This window comes from Streptomyces sp. NBC_01216 (genome assembly GCF_035994945.1).
GTDB lineage: Bacteria > Actinomycetota > Actinomycetes > Streptomycetales > Streptomycetaceae > Streptomyces.
Genome location: NZ_CP108679.1, coordinates 73610 through 88152, shown reverse-complemented (window position 1 = coordinate 88152; position 14543 = coordinate 73610). Strand labels below are relative to the sequence as shown.

Below are 14543 nucleotides of genomic sequence, written 5' to 3'. Positions count from 1 at the left end.
GCGGAGTGGTGGGCCCACGCCGGGCACGGTGCGGGCCGTGACGGAGGTCTGCGCTGCCCGATCCGGTCAGAGCACCAACTTGGCGCCCCAGACGACGACGGAGCGGACGCCGTTTCCAGTGGAGACGACGGCCAATGTGCGGCAGCTCGGGCTAATGCTGACCGCCGTCATGAGGGCGGCGGCCCCGGCCGTGCTCAGCGGGGCGGCTCGAGGAGGTCCACGGTGGCCAGGCCGGTTTCGCCGTCGACGGGGCATCGCGTCCCGCACGACCGCCCACTCCGCGTCGCTCATGTCCGAGGGATACCGCGGCTCGCGGTCCGGATGGTCGCCCGCGTTCCCGAACCGGTGAGCGAGGCAATCACACGACCGAGCACCCGAGTTGGACTCCACCGGCACGGAACCGCAAGACTGCGACACAGGGCCTCCTGACCAGATCGTTCGGACTTCGACAATCCCGAGCTGGACAGGAGGCCCTGCCTTCATGCACACAGGAGCCGAAGATCACGCGACCGAGTCACCGCACTCGAACTGGCGCCCAACAAGATCGGTACGACAACGGCTTCTGAGCTTGATCATTAACCTCGCTGCTGTTTCTGGCGGACGTGTTCGGTGAGGGTTTCGATTCGTTTCACGGTCTTCCCAGGCTCGTGACGTGGGGCTGGCCTGCGGTTCTTCGAGCCGGGTGGGCGTCCGGGTCCGGGCTTGGAGGGTCTGGGCACGTCGGCGGGACGGGCGGTCTTCACGCGGAGGTGGCGGAACCCTCGGCGGACCCGGGCGGGGGTCAGTCGGCGGGGCTCGGCGGGCCGTTCCCAGGGTCGGCGGAGGTCCTCGGCGAGGGGGCGGGCGAGGCGGAGCTGGGTGTGGGCGGCGATGATCAGCCACGTCCACAGGTCGGCCGTGTGCGGATCGCGGACCTTGGGGACGGTCCAGCCCAGGGTCTGCTTGAACAGCCGGAAGGTGTGTTCAAGATCGAATCTACGCAGGAACGCTTGCCAGCGCAGGTCGACGTCCTGGCCGGTCATGCCGGTGCGCGAGGACCACAGCCACACCGGTTTCGGGTCGCGGTCGCCGGGCAGGTGCTCTACCTTCAGCCGGATCAACGTGCCGTGGATCAAAGGGAGTTCACCGCAGTGGTCGAGCCAGGGGCCACGGGCTTGCAGGCGCGGGTGCATCCGGTCCCAGGCGAGGGCTTCGGCCCGGCCGTAGCGGGTGGTGTCGCACGTCGTGGCCTGGTCGGGGGTGTGCCAGGACTCCGGCTTGGAGAAGGTGAGGACGCCGCCGTGCTTGCGGGGCTGCCCGCCGCGCGGGGTGGAGCGGCGCGGGCCGGCATCCCTCAGCATGACGCGGTCCGAGCGGAGCCGGCCGACCAGCTCGACGGGCAGGTCGGCCAGGACGTAGGCGAGGCGGGTGACGTCGTAGCCGGTGTCCATGACGACGAGGATGTCCGCGTCGCCCGGCCGCCACTGCCCGGCGTGCACCAGCCGGGTGACCACCTCGCGCAGTTGGGCGGCGGTCACTGCGGTGGCATCGTCGGCCGGCCCGAGCCGGATCGCGTCCAGCACGGCCGTCCACGACGTGCGTCCCGTCTCCAGTGCGGCGACGAAGGAGTAGGGCCAGCCGGGGATGAACTGATCCGCACTGCGGCCCCGCCCGTAGACGTGGCAGAACAGCAACTCCGGGCTGGTGGGGGCGTCAGGCCGCAGCCAGTTGCTCACGTCGACGGCGAGCACGATCCGCCCGTCAGCGGCACGCGGCAGCGGCGTGGAGGCCAGCAGCCTGCGCAGTCGGCGCGGCTCCAGCCAGCCGTGGTTGACCGCGTCGTACATCGCCCCGTGCCCGCGCCGGTGCTCGGCCGTGAGCGTCAACTCCACCAGCGACGTCACCGGCCCGTCCGAGCACAGCACCGCGTCGGTGAGCTCGAAGAGCGCATCCGCCCGGGTGTAGAGGCAGTCGTAGAACTCGACACGAAAGTGGGACAGGACGCCCAACGCGGCGTCAGTGGACTGTTCAGCGGCGAGACTCTTCACCAGCGGCCGTTCCTTCACGTGACGTTGCTCGACACCTCGAAGCGTGAAGAACGGCCGCCCTGCTGTCCCGAGAACGAACCAAGATCAGCGGGTCAGGTGAACGGCCGAGGTTAAACACCAAGCTTAGAAGCCGTTGTCATACCGATCTTGTTGGGCGCCAGTTCGAGTGCGGTGACTCGGTCGCGTGATCTTCGGCTCCTGTGTGCATGAAGGCAGGGCCTCCTGTCCAGCTCGGGATTGTCGAAGTCCGAACGATCTGGTCAGGAGGCCCTGTGTCGCAGTCTTGCGGTTCCGTGCCGGTGGAGTCCAACTCGGGTGCTCGGTCGTGTGATTGCCTCGCTCACCGGTTCGGGAACGCGGGCGACCATCCGGACCGCGAGCCGCGGTATCCCTCGGACATGAGCGACGCGGAGTGGGGGGAGTGTTCAATGATCGGCGGATCCGATGATCAAGGAGACGCCAGATGAGCGACACGACCATCGAGCAGATACCGGGCAGCGAGCCGACGGCGGGGGCCGTGGCGGCGAGTGACGAGCAGTTGGTTGCGATGCTCGTGGATCGGGCCCGGTCGGAGGGCCTGCAGCTGACTGGGGAGGGTGGGCTGCTCCAGCAGCTGACCAAGCGGGTGCTGGAGTCCGCCCTGGAGGGCGAGATCACCGATCACCTCGGATACGAGAAGCATGACGCCGAAGGTCGGGGCAGTGGCAACAGCCGCAACGGGACGCGGGCGAAGACGGTGCTGACCGATGTCGGCCCGGTCGAGGTCAAGGTCCCCCGGGACGTGGCCGGAACGTTCGAGCCGGCCATCGTCAAGAAGCGGCAGCGGCGCCTGTCCGGGGTGGACGAAATGGTGCTGTCGCTGTCCGCGAAGGGACTGACGCACGGGGAAATCTCCGCCCACCTGGCCGAGGTCTACGGCGCGAGCGTGTCCAAGGCGACCATCTCCACGATCACCGACAGGGTGATGGACGGGATGGCGGAATGGTCCAACCGCCCCCTGGACCGCGTCTATCCGGTGCTGTTCGTGGATGCGATCAACGTCAAGATCCGGGACGGGCAGGTGGCAAACCGTCCGATCTACGTCGTCATGGCCGTGACCGCCGAGGGCCACCGCGACATCCTGGGGATCTGGGCCGGTGACGGCGGCGAGGGCGCGAAGTACTGGCTGAGCGTGTTCACGGACCTGAAGAACAGGGGCGTCGACGATGTCCTGATGCTGGTCTGCGACGGACTGAAGGGCCTGCCCGAGGCGGTGGAGGCCGTCTGGCCTCGAACGATTGTGCAGACCTGTGTCGTTCATCTGCTGCGGAACTCCTTCCGGCACGCGGCCCGACAGGACTGGGACAAGATCGCCAAGGCGTTGAAGCCCGTCTACACGGCGCCGAACGAAGCCGCCGCGACCGAGCGGTTCGGCGAGTTCCAGGAAGCCTGGGGCAAGAAGTACCCGGCGGTCATCCGGCTCTGGGAGAACGCCTGGGCCGAGTTCGTGCCCTTCCTCTCCTTCGACGTCGAGATCCGCAAGGTCATCTGCTCGACGAACGCGATCGAGTCCGTCAACGCCCGCATCCGCAAGGCAGTACGCGCCCGCGGCCATTTCCCCAACGAGGCCGCGGCCATGAAGTGCGTCTACATGGCCCTCATGTCGCTGGACCCGACCGGCAAGGGCCGCAAGCGGTGGACCATGCGCTGGAAGGCGCCCCTGAACGCCTTCCAGATCGCCTTCGAAGGCCGGCTCACCCCGGCCGCCAACTGACCCCTACAAAAACTGGATCAGCCGTCTACTGGACACACCCGCTCGGGGATCGTCTTCTCGAACTCCACCAGCCTGCTGGTGGAGTTCACCAGTCGGGCGTACTCCACCGCGAACTGGTCGTCATCGACGTCATGCTTCAGGACCTCGGCATGGCGAGCGCCGACCTTCTGCTGAAGCTGCGCCAACTGCTCTTCGATCTGCTGCTCGGTGCTGCCCACCGAACCACCCCCACCCGCGATGCGACGACACGCCGACCGGACACTTCCCCGCCGCCGGTCACCGCCAGCCGTCAAATCGATCGACCGTATCCGCAGCTGTCCGGGACTCGCCGGATAATCGCACGCAGTGGCCGAAACCTTGCCGATCACGTCCGTTGTACTGCTGCCTTGCCAGGGGCTTCACGGCGATGGCAGATACGGAGCGCGGGTCAGCCGACGGGCGGTGCAGTCCTGTCGGCGGTGAGCGCGGCCTCCAGGCGGTCCAGCCGTTCGTAGAGGGCGCGTACGAGGCGGGCGCGGTTCTGGACGCAGTGCACGGTGCCCTCAAGCGTCGCGGACAGCCGGCCTTCCGCCTCGCGCAGGACGACGTCGGCGAGCGCCCGGCGCCCGCTGCTCTTCGGCAGCTGGTCCGCGCGGCGCCGGACGTCGGAGGCGACGGCGCGGGCGTGGCCGGTCAGCTGGAGGCCGATCTGCTCGTAGTCGCGCTCCGCGAGCGTGTCCTCGCCGGTCCACGCGAGCACGGCCTTGACGAGGCACTCGTACGGTTCCCGGTCCAGCGGGAGTTCCGCCTCGATCAGCCCGTCGGGGTCGTACAGGACCGTGTGGCTGCTGGTGTGCATGGCGGGCCTCGCTGCCGGGAGCGTCTTGTGCGGGTGGCCGGCGGTCACCGCTGGGGTTCCTCGCTGCCGCCGTCCCCGTCGTCCTGGTCCTCGCCGTGCCGACCGAGGAACCGGGCGAAGCCGCGGTCCGCGCGGGCGAGCAGGGCCGGGGAGGGGACGCCGTAGGCGGGCGGCTGGAGGACGCGGCCCTCCGGGGCCGGGGCGGTGGTGTCGTGGTGTGCGCGCATGCGGCCCCGCCTCTCCGGCTGGTGGTCCGTCGGTGACTTCGACGCTACGCAGCGTGGGAGACCACGTTCAACGAGATTGCGCGAAATTGCGGAGGTTCACTCCAGGGCGTCCATCGCGGCCGCGATGAGCGCGCGGGCAGCCTCGCCGTAAACGGCCATCTCCGCGAGGCCGGCGAACGCCTTCAGGTAGTCGGCGAGCTCGCGCGGCTGCGTCACCTTGATCTCCGCCGTCAGGGTCTCCACCACGGCGCTGGTGTCGTCGTGGACGTAGAACGCCTCCAACGGCCACACGGTGCGCTGCGCGGTGAACGGGATGATCCCCAGCGAGAGGGACGCGAGCGGCATCACGGTCAGGAGGTGGCGCAGCTGGCCGCGCATCGCCTCGGGGTCGGCGGTGCGGAACCGCAGGACCGACTCCTCCATGAGGACGACGTAGCGGTGCCCGCCCTCGTAGAGGAACCGGGAGCGGGCGACGCGGGCGGCGACGGCTTCGGCGACGTCGTCGGGGGTGCCCTGGAAGCGGGTGATCTGGTTCATGAGGGCGGTCGCGAACGCCGGGGTCTGGAGAAATCCCGGGGGCACGTTGGAGAGGTAGACGCGGCAGATCCGGGTCTGCGCGTGCAGGTCGTACCAGTCCTGCTGGACCTGGCGCATCCCGTTGCGGTGCAGGCGGCGCCACTCCATGTACATCGAGTCGACCGCGCGGGCGGTGGCGATGAGGTCGTCGGCCTGGTCGTCCGCGCCGCACGCCGCGCACCAGGTCCGGATGTCCGCGTCCGAGGGCAGGGCGTCGCCTTTCTGGATCCTGCTGGTCTTCGCGGGGTGCCAGCCGCACCGGGCGGAGAGTTCCTTCCCGGTGAGGCCGGCGTCCTTGCGCAGGTGCGTGAGCCGCACGGCGAGCGCCTCGCGGGCCGACTGGGCACTGGACGAGGGTGAGGTGGTCGTCATGGAGTGGCGGCCCTTGATGTGCGTGGGTCAGATCAGATGCGGTAGTCGGCGTGCGGGGTGGCCAGGTCCCACACCGCACGGAACGCCTCCGCACACAGCTTGACGGCCTGCGGGTCCTCGGTGTGGTCGGGCTCCAGGGCCTCGCCGTCGCCGGAGAAGACGTTGAAGCGGACGACCTGGTCGTCGATGAGCCAGAAGTCGTTGCCCGGCAGGGCGAGGGTCGAGGCGCGGCGGCGGGGCAGCCACCGGACCTGTTCACCGGCGCGGAGGTTGGCGTCGGTGATGGCGTGCTCGAAGCGGATGTAGTCGGTGACGGGCTCGGATACGACCCTCGCCCGCCAGACCTTCACCCCGCGCGCGACGGTCCGCTTCACCAGCGGCAGCCACCCGTTCCAGTAGTCCGAGTCGTCTGCGGGGACGCTCCCGTCGCGCAGGAAGGTGTCGTAGACCTCCCGCTCCTCCCCCACGGCGTAGGCGTCGCGGAGCTCCAGGTGCAGGGCGTGCCGTTGGGCGGAGTCGAGCAGGTCCTCAAAGCTGAGGACGGGCGGCTTCTGCGGCATCGCATGCCTTCCTGATCTGGTCGATCATCCGCACGGAGAGCCGGATGACGCCCTCGTCGTCCGCCGGCGGACTGTCCTGGCTGCACGCGGCCCGGGTCGCCGTGTCGGCGAACTTGCCCTGCAGAACCAGTTCCGGCCCCTCAGCGGCTTCGGTGTCCACCCACACCGCGGGGCAGTTCCCTCCGCCGGAGTTCGGGTCCGTGCCGAAGAAAAGTAACGCCATGATCGCCTCCGGAGAAAGCCAGTTGCGGGGAGTTGCGCAATGACCGTCCCGCGCAGCGGCGCCTCGGTCAAGGGCGCGCGGCTTCACCGGCTCGCCGCTACCGCTCCCGGGCCGGCTTCCTCACGCTGGGGCAGGCACGGCGTGGGCCAGGCCGAGTTCCAACGCTAGGCCGCCCACCGGTCGGTGTCCGTGAACGGCCCGGCCCGTTCCTCGAGCATTGCGAGGACCTGGGCGCGGGCGAGCTCCACCGCCTGGTGCTCGATGTCGGTGACGATGCCCAGGCGCCGCACGTGGGCGTACTCGTCTTCGTCCTTCCACGTCCACGTGCTCAGGTCGGGGGCGATGACGAGGTCGACGGTCAGGTCGAAGGTGTCGAACCCGGTCTCGGTGCGGCGGGTGGGGTGCTCGAAGTTGACGTACCAGTTCCTCAGCCCGCCCGCGGTGAAGAAGGCGTTGATGCTGAACCACGCCGCCCGCGGCTTCCACAGCAGCAGCTCCGTCTCCTGCCACACCCCGGACGCCAGCTCCCACTCCCCCGCCGCCATCGCCTCGAACGCCTCCGTGCGCACCGAGCGGTCGCCGTCGGCGCGGGCCTTGGCGTACAGGGCGGGCCAGCGGGCCTGCGTCCCGGGCGCGCACGCCGTCACCAGCGCCTTGCCCGTGTCGGAGACCACGCGCAACGCCAGCTCGCTCCACACGCGCCCGGAGCGGTACACATCACGCCGCACCACCGTCTCCCCAGTCGTGAAGGTTTCCACTGGTGCCTCCCTCGCGAGCCCGGCCGGGACGTCCAGCAGGGCGGGCACAACCTCAGCGCGCCCGGGGCCGGGTGGGCAAGCCGCCGTTCGGGGCGGCTTGCCCACCCCCTCTCGGTCAGGCTTCCCCGGGGGCCGGCTCCCACAGGGAGCGGGCGCGCCCGGTCCCGTCGCAGTGGAAGCAGCAGCCGCTCGCGGCATCGTTGCGGTCGCTGATGGTGTAGGTGGCGTCATGGAAGAGCCGGGTGAGCCCGGCGGTGTGCGCGGCGTGGATCGGGAGCTCCTGCCGTCTGCCGAGCGTGAGCTCCAGGGCGACGCCGGGGCCGGTGAAATGGGCGCGGGGCAGGTTGCCGGTCATCGAGCGGAGCGTCTCGTTCACCTCGTGCATCGTCTCCGCGCCGGTCAGCTGCACCCGGGCCGCGAGGATCGTGTCGGCAGCCGCGGTGAAGGACAGCAGCCCGGCCGGGCGGGCGAGCGGCCCGACACGGCCCACCGCGTCGGGGTGGGTGTGCTGAAGCTGGACCAGGGCGTGCCACAGATCGCCCGGCAGATCGAGGGGGGTGGTGGTCTCTTCTCGGCTGCGTCTCATACGGCCTGTGTACGGCCTTCCGTAGGCCGTGGCCTTCGGGTGGGCCCGCTTGTCCCGCGCGATGGCACGGGGACTTCGGCGCCCGTTCCGCCCACCGGGCCGGACGCCGGACAGCCCCTCCGGCGGCGGGGGCGTGCCCGGCGTCCTGTGCGGCGTCAGCGGCCGGGCGGTTCGGGGTAGCGCCGCCGGCGCCGGTCCGGGTCGTCGACGCCGATCTCGTACCAGGGCTCGCCGCGCTTCAGCCGGGGCAGGGTATTCACCCACACCGCGACGGTGATGCCCTTCACGTCGGCAGTGAGCGCCTGGCGACGGTTGTCGAGCAGGTGCTCCTCCTTCCCCGCCAAAACGACATACAGCAGCGGGAAGCGCTCGGAGCGGGTGTATCGGTGGCGTTGCCAGAACGGGTACGTGCTGCCGTTGGTGCCGCGGGCTCCTTCCCAGACGCGGTGCCCGGCGTAGCGCTCGTAGTCCCAGACCTCCTTCGCGAGGCGGGCCTGGGACATGGTGCCGTTGTCGAGCTCGAAGAGGCGTACCTCGCTGGTCTTGGTCGGCACGGCGAGGACGGCGTCGGTGTTGAAGCTCAGGCCGGTCTGTTTGATGGAGTGGTTCACCTCCACCTGCCAGTCGGTCAGGCACTCACGGTCTCCGGACAGGACCGTGTCGGTGTAGGCGAGGATCATGTCCGTCACCGCGAGACCGTGCGGGCCGAGCCCGGCTCGAACAGCCTTCGCTCCGGTGCCGGCCTTCGGACGCAGCGGCAGCTCATTGCCATCGGCCAGAGCCTTCTGCCCCGCCACCGTCAGGTTCCAGATCTGGTGCTTGCCGTCCTTGCCGTTCGTCTCCGCCAGCCCGAGCTCCGCCAACTCCTTCATCGCCCTGCGCACGTATGACCGGCCATCCGACTTCTCCTTCGTGATCACCTCAGCCATCTGCCGAACCGTCGCTATCCGCACACACCCCAGCAACCGCAGCGCATCGGCTCGTACCTTCCCGGCCGTGGGAGTGGACTTCTTCCCCTTCGCTGACATCTCAGGGGAAAGGAGAGAGGTGTCAGCGTGCCGGGAGGCACCCTTGGAGGTGGTGTGAGCTGCGGTAATGGGCACAACGATGGAATCGTTCACGGCACTGGACGCGGCACTGGATTCCGGGCCGTCCGAAGGCCGCTCAGCACCCCTTGTCCAGGTCGGGCGCGGCTCAGGATCGGGCTGCCGGGCGCTGCTGGTGTACGTCATGACGTGGCTCCTCATGCAGGTGGCGCGGGGGTCCGGATGGAATCCCCCCTCACTTGCTAGAGGTGTCGCGAAAGTCGACGGTGTGACGAACCACCGTTCACCGTTACCGAGCCGTGATCATCCGGTGGGCGCCGCGCAGAGCTCGGAGACGATCGCGAACGACGTCGTCACCATCGGCACCGCCATGGCCGGCGGCATCACCGCGTGCGTGCTCTGGCCGTGCGCCATCCCGTTGCGGATCTGCCGACCATAGTCGAGGTACTCCGCCTGCCGGGCCGTCAGGATGCCGTCTGCCGCGCCCTGCTTGATGAGGCCGTGCAGCGGCTTCTTGCCCGCGTCCGGGATCCGGTCGCGGAGCACGATCTCCACCGCGATCAGGGAGTGCATGACCGCCACGGTGGAGAACTCGTAGCAGTAGTACGACTGGCGCAGCAGCTCGCGCGCCGTACGCAGGACCGTCGCCGCGGCCTCGGGCACGCCGTCGGGCACGACCAGGTCCTCCACGAGGTCGTGCATGTCGGCGTAGCAGGTGACGAAGTAGTGGGCCCGGTCGTCCGGGACCGGGAACGGCAGCCGCTGCGTGGTCATCCCCGCAGTCTCCCAGCGGCACGTCCCGGGCAGCAGCGCCTTTTCCCTGATCGTCGCGCAGAGTGCCGGGGCGGAGATTTCTCCCCCGTTGAAATGGGCGGTATGTCGCAGGTAGCGGACCGTGTCAAGGGGAAACGTCGTGAAGGGCCGGGCCGTGGCTGCTCACCGTCGGTGCGCGGACTCTGTCCACAGGGCCGCGATTGCAGGCTCCTCTTGAGGCCGTCGCGATCAGCGGGGCGGCCCGAACGTGAGGAGCTGTCATGCCCGAGAACACCGTCACCGCGGCGCTCGCCCCGATGGAGCCGACCGAAGTCGCCGACGCCTTCGCTTACATCCAGGCGTGGCACGCCAGGGACATCGACACCGCTGGCGCGGTCGCCGACGACATCGGCCCGGAGAAGCTGGCCCGGCTGCTCCTGGACGTCGCCGCGCGCGTCTTCATCCCGATCACTGCCGAGGACGACCACGACGGGGAGCCGTGCGCGCACTCCTTCCTCGCCGCCGCGCTCGGGAGGCTGCTGCTGGAGCTCGCCTGCCACGGCGTGTGCCTGGCCAGCTCGCGGGGCATCGCCGACACCATCACCCGCTTCACCGAGAACATCCTCACCGACGACCACGGCGACGTCGCCGACGTCCTGCGCCAGCTGGAGGCCGCCGGGATCAAGCAGGCGATGGAGGCGCACCGCACCACCGCGTAGCCGCGCATCCGGGACGGCGGTGGTGCGGCGCACATCGGGACCGCACCACCGCCGCGCGCCTCGCCATCGCACCGACTGACGATGTCCGGCACTCGCGCGCGCATCACGATGTCGAGCATCCGATGTTCCTCACCGCACGAGATGCCCACCGCCCGGATCGCGCGCACCGGCGGCCTACCCCTTGTCCAGCTCCGGCCGGGAGCTCAGCCACCCCTTGTCCAGGTGCGGGCGGCCGCACGTTTCCCCTTGACCACGTTGGATACCGGAGCGTTTCCCCTTGACAGCGCCGGTCCCGGCCGCCGATCAGATCATGGTCAAGGGGGGCTGTGATATAGAGCCCGCCGCCGCGCGCCGCGCGCCCGGTGCGGTCCAGTGGCGCGCCCCGGACCGGATACGCGGCGCGGTGCGGTGCGGTGGTCCGGCGCGCGGCGCGCGTCGCATCGGATGCTCGACATCGTGGTGCGCGCGCGAGTGCCGGGCATCGTCGGGAGGCGCACCGGGTGTCGTGCGGAACATCGTGGTGCGCCCCGGAGTGGAATCCACCGGGTGGAACCCACCGGGCGGTGGCACTCGATGTTCTGCACCCAATGCCGGGCATCGTCCACTGGATGCACGACATCGCGGGTTCCACTCGGTGGACGATGCCCGGCATCGTCACCACAGCCAGGCACTGGAGTGCCCCACGTGTGGTCATGTGAGTCCTCCAGTGGGTGTCCGGCCGGGCGTCTGCTGCACGCCGGGCGGCGGGGTGTGTGACGGAGCGGGCGCCGACGGAGCGGGCTGCGGCCGGGGCTTTTGGGCGACGCCGCGCTGCCGGATGCCGTCCTGGAGCTTGGCGGCCATCTTCGCGACGGCCTCGATCGTGGCGCGGGTCTGCTCCAACGCGGCAACATCGGTCTCCTGCTCCAGGGCGTGGCCGGCTTTCCGGCCGGTGCGGGAGTCCAGGCGGTCCGCGCGGCGCAGCTCGTAGACCCGGGCATTCAGCGCTCCGGCGGCTAGGCGGGCCCGCGCGTAGAGGGGAGCGGTCCGCTTGCGGATCAGCGGGCGCAGCACGGCCTGGTCGTCGGTGTCGCGTGGGTACAGGGCGTGCAGGTCGGCGGTCATCTTCCGGCCCCGGCCGACGGGGCGGGTGTAGTCGTCGACGACGGTCTGCACGATCTGTTCGTCCAGGCCCGGCTGGTGCGGTTGGCCGCGCAGGACGTAGGAGAGGTAGCGGCGCGCTTCGGCGAGCAGGTGGTGGCGTTTGAACGTCCCGCGCATCACGTACACCACGGCGACGACGTCGACGGCCGCCAGGACGACGTCGACCACCGGCCGCACCCGCGCCCACACCGCCGCGGCCGCCGCCCGCGCCCGCTCCGCGAGCCGGTCGATGACGTCGGCGCCGAAGGCGTCGATGGCCGACTCCCGCCACCGCTGGCGCAGTTCGGACAGCGGCCGCGGTTCCTTGCGCTTGGGCGGGCGCGTGCGGTCGGCGGCCCGGCAGGCCAGCCCGTAGGCGGCCCGCTCCCCCGGCTCATGCCCGTGCTCCTCCACGTACTCGGCAGTGAGGACGAACAGCGCCTCCTCGATCTGCTGGCGGCGCGTGGACTGCCAGCCGATGAGCCGCTGATCGATCCCCGATATCTCCATCACGGGACGGCGGCCGGGTGTCACCTCGCGCGGCTCCCACGCCCACCCGAGCCGGGCGGAGACCTCCTCCATGAAGAACAGGAGGTAGAGAGTGTCAGCGGCAACGATGTGGGCCAGCAGCGTGTCCGCCGACAGGTTTCCCCACGTGCCCTTGGCGTCCGGCCGGCGGGCGCGGATCGACACCACCGCATGATCGTGCAGCAGCGGCTTCGACTCCTCAGCTCTGGACTCGTAGTGCCGGAACACCGCGACGATCAGAGCGCCGTCCCGGATCGGCTTGCGGTGCTTGCCGCCGCTCCCCGACCGGATCTGCGCGACCGACTCCCCCAGCCACCCCAGCGTCTTGTCCACGGAGATGTCCTGGCACAGCTCCAGCACCCGGCGTTCCTCGTCGCCCATCAGCGCCCACGCGATGTGGGCTGTCGGCGGCGGCCGGAACACCAGGTCCATGCCCAGCCAGGGCCTGCGCTCCTTGGCCTTCTCCGTCTTCGGCGACCGGTTGTGCTCGATGGGCCTGCCCAGCACGGTCGCCCGCCGGGCCTTCGCCGGGTCGTCGCCCGCCTGAAGGCGCTCGCGCTCGATCCGGTCGGCGTCCGGGTGCCGGCCTTCCCCCAGGAGCAGTTCGGCCTGCCGCTCGCTCACCTCGTCACCGGCCGTGAGGCCGACCGCGGTCAGGCCCTGGCCCCGCCAGATCCCGGGCGGGACACCGGCCTCGTCCTGGGCGTCACGCAGCGCCTTGCCTGCGGGGCGGTGGCCGTCACCGACCATCACGCCGCGGAAGAGGTAGCGCACCCCGTCCCCCGGACGGAGCGCCGATTTGCTGATCATCGGGCCATGGAACACCGGTCATGACCTGCGCAAAAGCGCGATCCGGGGTCCTTCCCGCCGGGCGGGAGGCCATCATCAAGTCTTTACCGTGGGGCCCGCCAGGCGGGCCGTCCCGGCAGCCCGAGACGGTAAGCCGCCGGCCTGTGCACAGTCCGCCGCATGTTGAACGAACTGATCCACGCAGACCTCTGCCCGCTGTGCTCGCACCCGATGCGACCCGAGTTCCGCAGTGTCGGCCGCTCCGCCCAACAGGACCACCCGGCCCGCACCGACTTCCACCGGTACCACTGCGACACCTGCGAGGCCGCCCGCCCCCAGGAGTTCTACGACGCGATGCGCCGCCTCACCGAGAGCTGACGTCGGCCGTGCGAATACTGCGCACCGACGTTCAGCCCTGACGCTTCCGTCGTACCCGCTTCGCCTGCTCAACTCCGGCGCTGTGATCCGTGACGGCTTGGGCGTGGTTCTTGTCGTCTGTGGGAACAGCGCGAGCCTTGAGGTCCGCGATGAGGAGTACGGATGCTTCTCGAAGGTCGACGCTCAAGCCCGCGTGGTGGATCAGGTGCTGAAGGGCAGCGAGCTCTCCAGCGCGTACCGGGACGGAGAGGATCGCGTCCTCGCCCTCGGGAAGTACGGCGTTGATGGCCAGGCGCTCGGCTATGGCGTTCCGGGTGTGACGGAAGCGTGCGCTGAAGGAGCCCCTCTTATCGAACGGGGCGAGCCGGGCCAGGCCGTCGAGGTCGTTGCCGGTCTGGCGGTAGTAGGGACGGTCCTCGCTGCCAGCGTTCCGGAAGTCCAGGAGGCCGGAGAGGAAGAAGCCGGCGACCTTCTCGGGTGCGGGCGCAAGGCCGCCTCCCATCCAGCGGGTGACAGGTGAGATTCCTCGAGCTTCCACAACGAGAGCCCAGCCGCTGCTGGTGTCCCATGTGAGGTGGAGGTCCAGGCCATCCTTCGGCGCCCCGTTGATTTGAGCGAGGGTCTCAAGGCCGAGGTCGACGTATCCGCCGCCGTCATCTTCGGCGTCCTGCAGTTCCTCCGGCTGACACGAGCTGATGGAGATCACTGCGTAGCCGTCGACCTGGAGGAGTTCGGCGACGTCGGCCATGTAGTGGCCAGTGCGGTGGTAGATCGCCCGGTCACGATCTGTGGGGATCGGCTCGCCCATGTGGGAGCGGCTCCTTCGGTGTGGTCGGATGGCGGTCTCCCGATGATCCTCCACCGTGCAGCTGCGGGGCATGGCTTCGGGAGACCCGGTGCCAGCCTTCTGTCGGTGTGGGCAGTGCCCCGCGTATGCGCCCGAGGCGGTCTTGCAGTCAGCGCGTGCCGCTTGGTTGGCTGATCGCTTCGATGACCAGGAGGGGAACGCCGTGGCAGCAGACGAGATCGTGGGCGAGTCGGAGAACTTGAAGTCGCTGATCATCAGCACCGCGCAGGAGCTGTGGGAGGACAAGGATGCGCTGGGGAAGTTCCTGAACGTGGTCCGGCGCAGCGAGGGGTTCGTGAAGCTCGCCGACACCCTGGAGCAGTCCGAGGTTCGGCCGGCGAAGCCGTCGTTCTACGGGGTGCAGAGCCGGGAGTTCCAGGACTGAGTGACCGCATGCCAGCGGCCCACCGCCGTGATGGGTGGTGGGCCGCTGGCATGTCC

At 69.8% G+C, this 14543-nt stretch carries 17 protein-coding genes; 4 read left to right on the top strand and 13 right to left on the bottom strand.

The window, feature by feature from the left end; all coding sequences use genetic code 11:
• Positions 1-575 precede the first annotated feature (575 nt).
• Entirely contained in the window at positions 576-2027 is a 1452-nt protein-coding gene (locus OG393_RS34675; RefSeq protein WP_327379039.1) for an NF041680 family putative transposase, read from the bottom strand.
• A 463-nt stretch (positions 2028-2490) separates the two neighbouring features.
• Here OG393_RS34675 and OG393_RS34670 point away from each other — a divergent pair, with 463 nt between their 5' ends.
• Positions 2491-3780 carry an IS256 family transposase gene (locus OG393_RS34670; RefSeq protein WP_442817451.1) on the top strand — a complete coding sequence of 430 codons (1290 nt, stop codon included), beginning with the start codon at positions 2491-2493 and terminating at the stop codon, positions 3778-3780.
• A 17-nt stretch (positions 3781-3797) separates the two neighbouring features.
• Here OG393_RS34670 and OG393_RS34665 read toward each other — a convergent pair whose 3' ends face one another.
• From OG393_RS34665 to OG393_RS34620, 10 genes are all read right to left on the bottom strand, one after another.
• Complete coding sequence (locus OG393_RS34665; RefSeq protein ID WP_327379038.1) at positions 3798-3998, bottom strand: hypothetical protein; 201 nt, start codon at positions 3996-3998, stop codon at positions 3798-3800.
• Positions 3999-4207: 209 nt separating this feature from the next.
• Complete coding sequence (locus OG393_RS34660) at positions 4208-4618, bottom strand: DUF6415 family natural product biosynthesis protein (RefSeq protein ID WP_327379089.1); 411 nt, start codon at positions 4616-4618, stop codon at positions 4208-4210.
• A 44-nt stretch (positions 4619-4662) separates the two neighbouring features.
• The gene (locus OG393_RS34655; RefSeq protein ID WP_327379037.1) at positions 4663-4845 is read right to left on the bottom strand and encodes a hypothetical protein; all 183 of its coding nucleotides are present in this window, start codon (positions 4843-4845) and stop codon (positions 4663-4665) included.
• 96 nt (positions 4846-4941) lie between these two features.
• Complete coding sequence (locus OG393_RS34650; RefSeq protein ID WP_327379036.1) at positions 4942-5793, bottom strand: helix-turn-helix domain-containing protein; 852 nt, start codon at positions 5791-5793, stop codon at positions 4942-4944.
• Positions 5794-5825: 32 nt separating this feature from the next.
• On the bottom strand, positions 5826-6353 hold the full coding sequence (locus OG393_RS34645; protein ID WP_327379035.1) for a DUF6879 family protein: 528 nt from the start codon (positions 6351-6353) through the stop codon (positions 5826-5828).
• Positions 6322-6576, bottom strand: coding sequence for a hypothetical protein (locus OG393_RS34640; RefSeq protein ID WP_327372356.1), 255 nt, complete (start codon positions 6574-6576; stop codon positions 6322-6324). Before OG393_RS34640 ends, OG393_RS34645 begins: the two co-directional genes overlap by 32 nt.
• A 164-nt stretch (positions 6577-6740) precedes the next feature.
• Entirely contained in the window at positions 6741-7334 is a 594-nt protein-coding gene (locus tag OG393_RS34635; RefSeq protein ID WP_327379034.1) for a DUF402 domain-containing protein, read from the bottom strand.
• Positions 7335-7449: 115 nt separating this feature from the next.
• Positions 7450-7920 carry a hypothetical protein gene (locus OG393_RS34630; RefSeq protein ID WP_327379033.1) on the bottom strand — a complete coding sequence of 157 codons (471 nt, stop codon included), beginning with the start codon at positions 7918-7920 and terminating at the stop codon, positions 7450-7452.
• A gap of 155 nt (positions 7921-8075) precedes the next feature.
• Positions 8076-8948 (bottom strand): replication-relaxation family protein, encoded by an 873-nt coding sequence (locus tag OG393_RS34625; protein ID WP_327379032.1) that lies wholly within the window; start codon positions 8946-8948, stop codon positions 8076-8078.
• 321 nt (positions 8949-9269) lie between these two features.
• Positions 9270-9740, bottom strand: coding sequence for a hypothetical protein (locus tag OG393_RS34620; RefSeq protein WP_327379030.1), 471 nt, complete (start codon positions 9738-9740; stop codon positions 9270-9272).
• 260 nt (positions 9741-10000) lie between these two features.
• Here OG393_RS34620 and OG393_RS34615 point away from each other — a divergent pair, with 260 nt between their 5' ends.
• A complete protein-coding gene (locus OG393_RS34615) occupies positions 10001-10438 on the top strand; it encodes a hypothetical protein (RefSeq protein WP_327379029.1) in 438 nt (145 codons plus the stop codon).
• A 690-nt stretch (positions 10439-11128) separates the two neighbouring features.
• On the opposite strand, the gene mobF is transcribed toward OG393_RS34615, so the two are convergent.
• Positions 11129-12898 carry a MobF family relaxase gene (mobF, locus tag OG393_RS34610; RefSeq protein WP_327379028.1) on the bottom strand — a complete coding sequence of 590 codons (1770 nt, stop codon included), beginning with the start codon at positions 12896-12898 and terminating at the stop codon, positions 11129-11131.
• Positions 12899-13057: 159 nt separating this feature from the next.
• Here mobF and OG393_RS34605 point away from each other — a divergent pair, with 159 nt between their 5' ends.
• Positions 13058-13255 carry a hypothetical protein gene (locus OG393_RS34605; protein ID WP_327379027.1) on the top strand — a complete coding sequence of 66 codons (198 nt, stop codon included), beginning with the start codon at positions 13058-13060 and terminating at the stop codon, positions 13253-13255.
• A 31-nt stretch (positions 13256-13286) separates the two neighbouring features.
• On the opposite strand, the gene OG393_RS34600 is transcribed toward OG393_RS34605, so the two are convergent.
• Positions 13287-14063: a DUF6292 family protein gene (locus tag OG393_RS34600; RefSeq protein ID WP_327379026.1), complete on the bottom strand. Its 777-nt coding sequence runs from the start codon at positions 14061-14063 to the stop codon at positions 13287-13289.
• 202 nt (positions 14064-14265) lie between these two features.
• Between OG393_RS34600 and OG393_RS34595 the strand changes: the two genes are divergently transcribed.
• Complete coding sequence (locus OG393_RS34595) at positions 14266-14487, top strand: hypothetical protein (RefSeq protein ID WP_327379025.1); 222 nt, start codon at positions 14266-14268, stop codon at positions 14485-14487.
• Positions 14488-14543 lie beyond the last annotated feature (56 nt).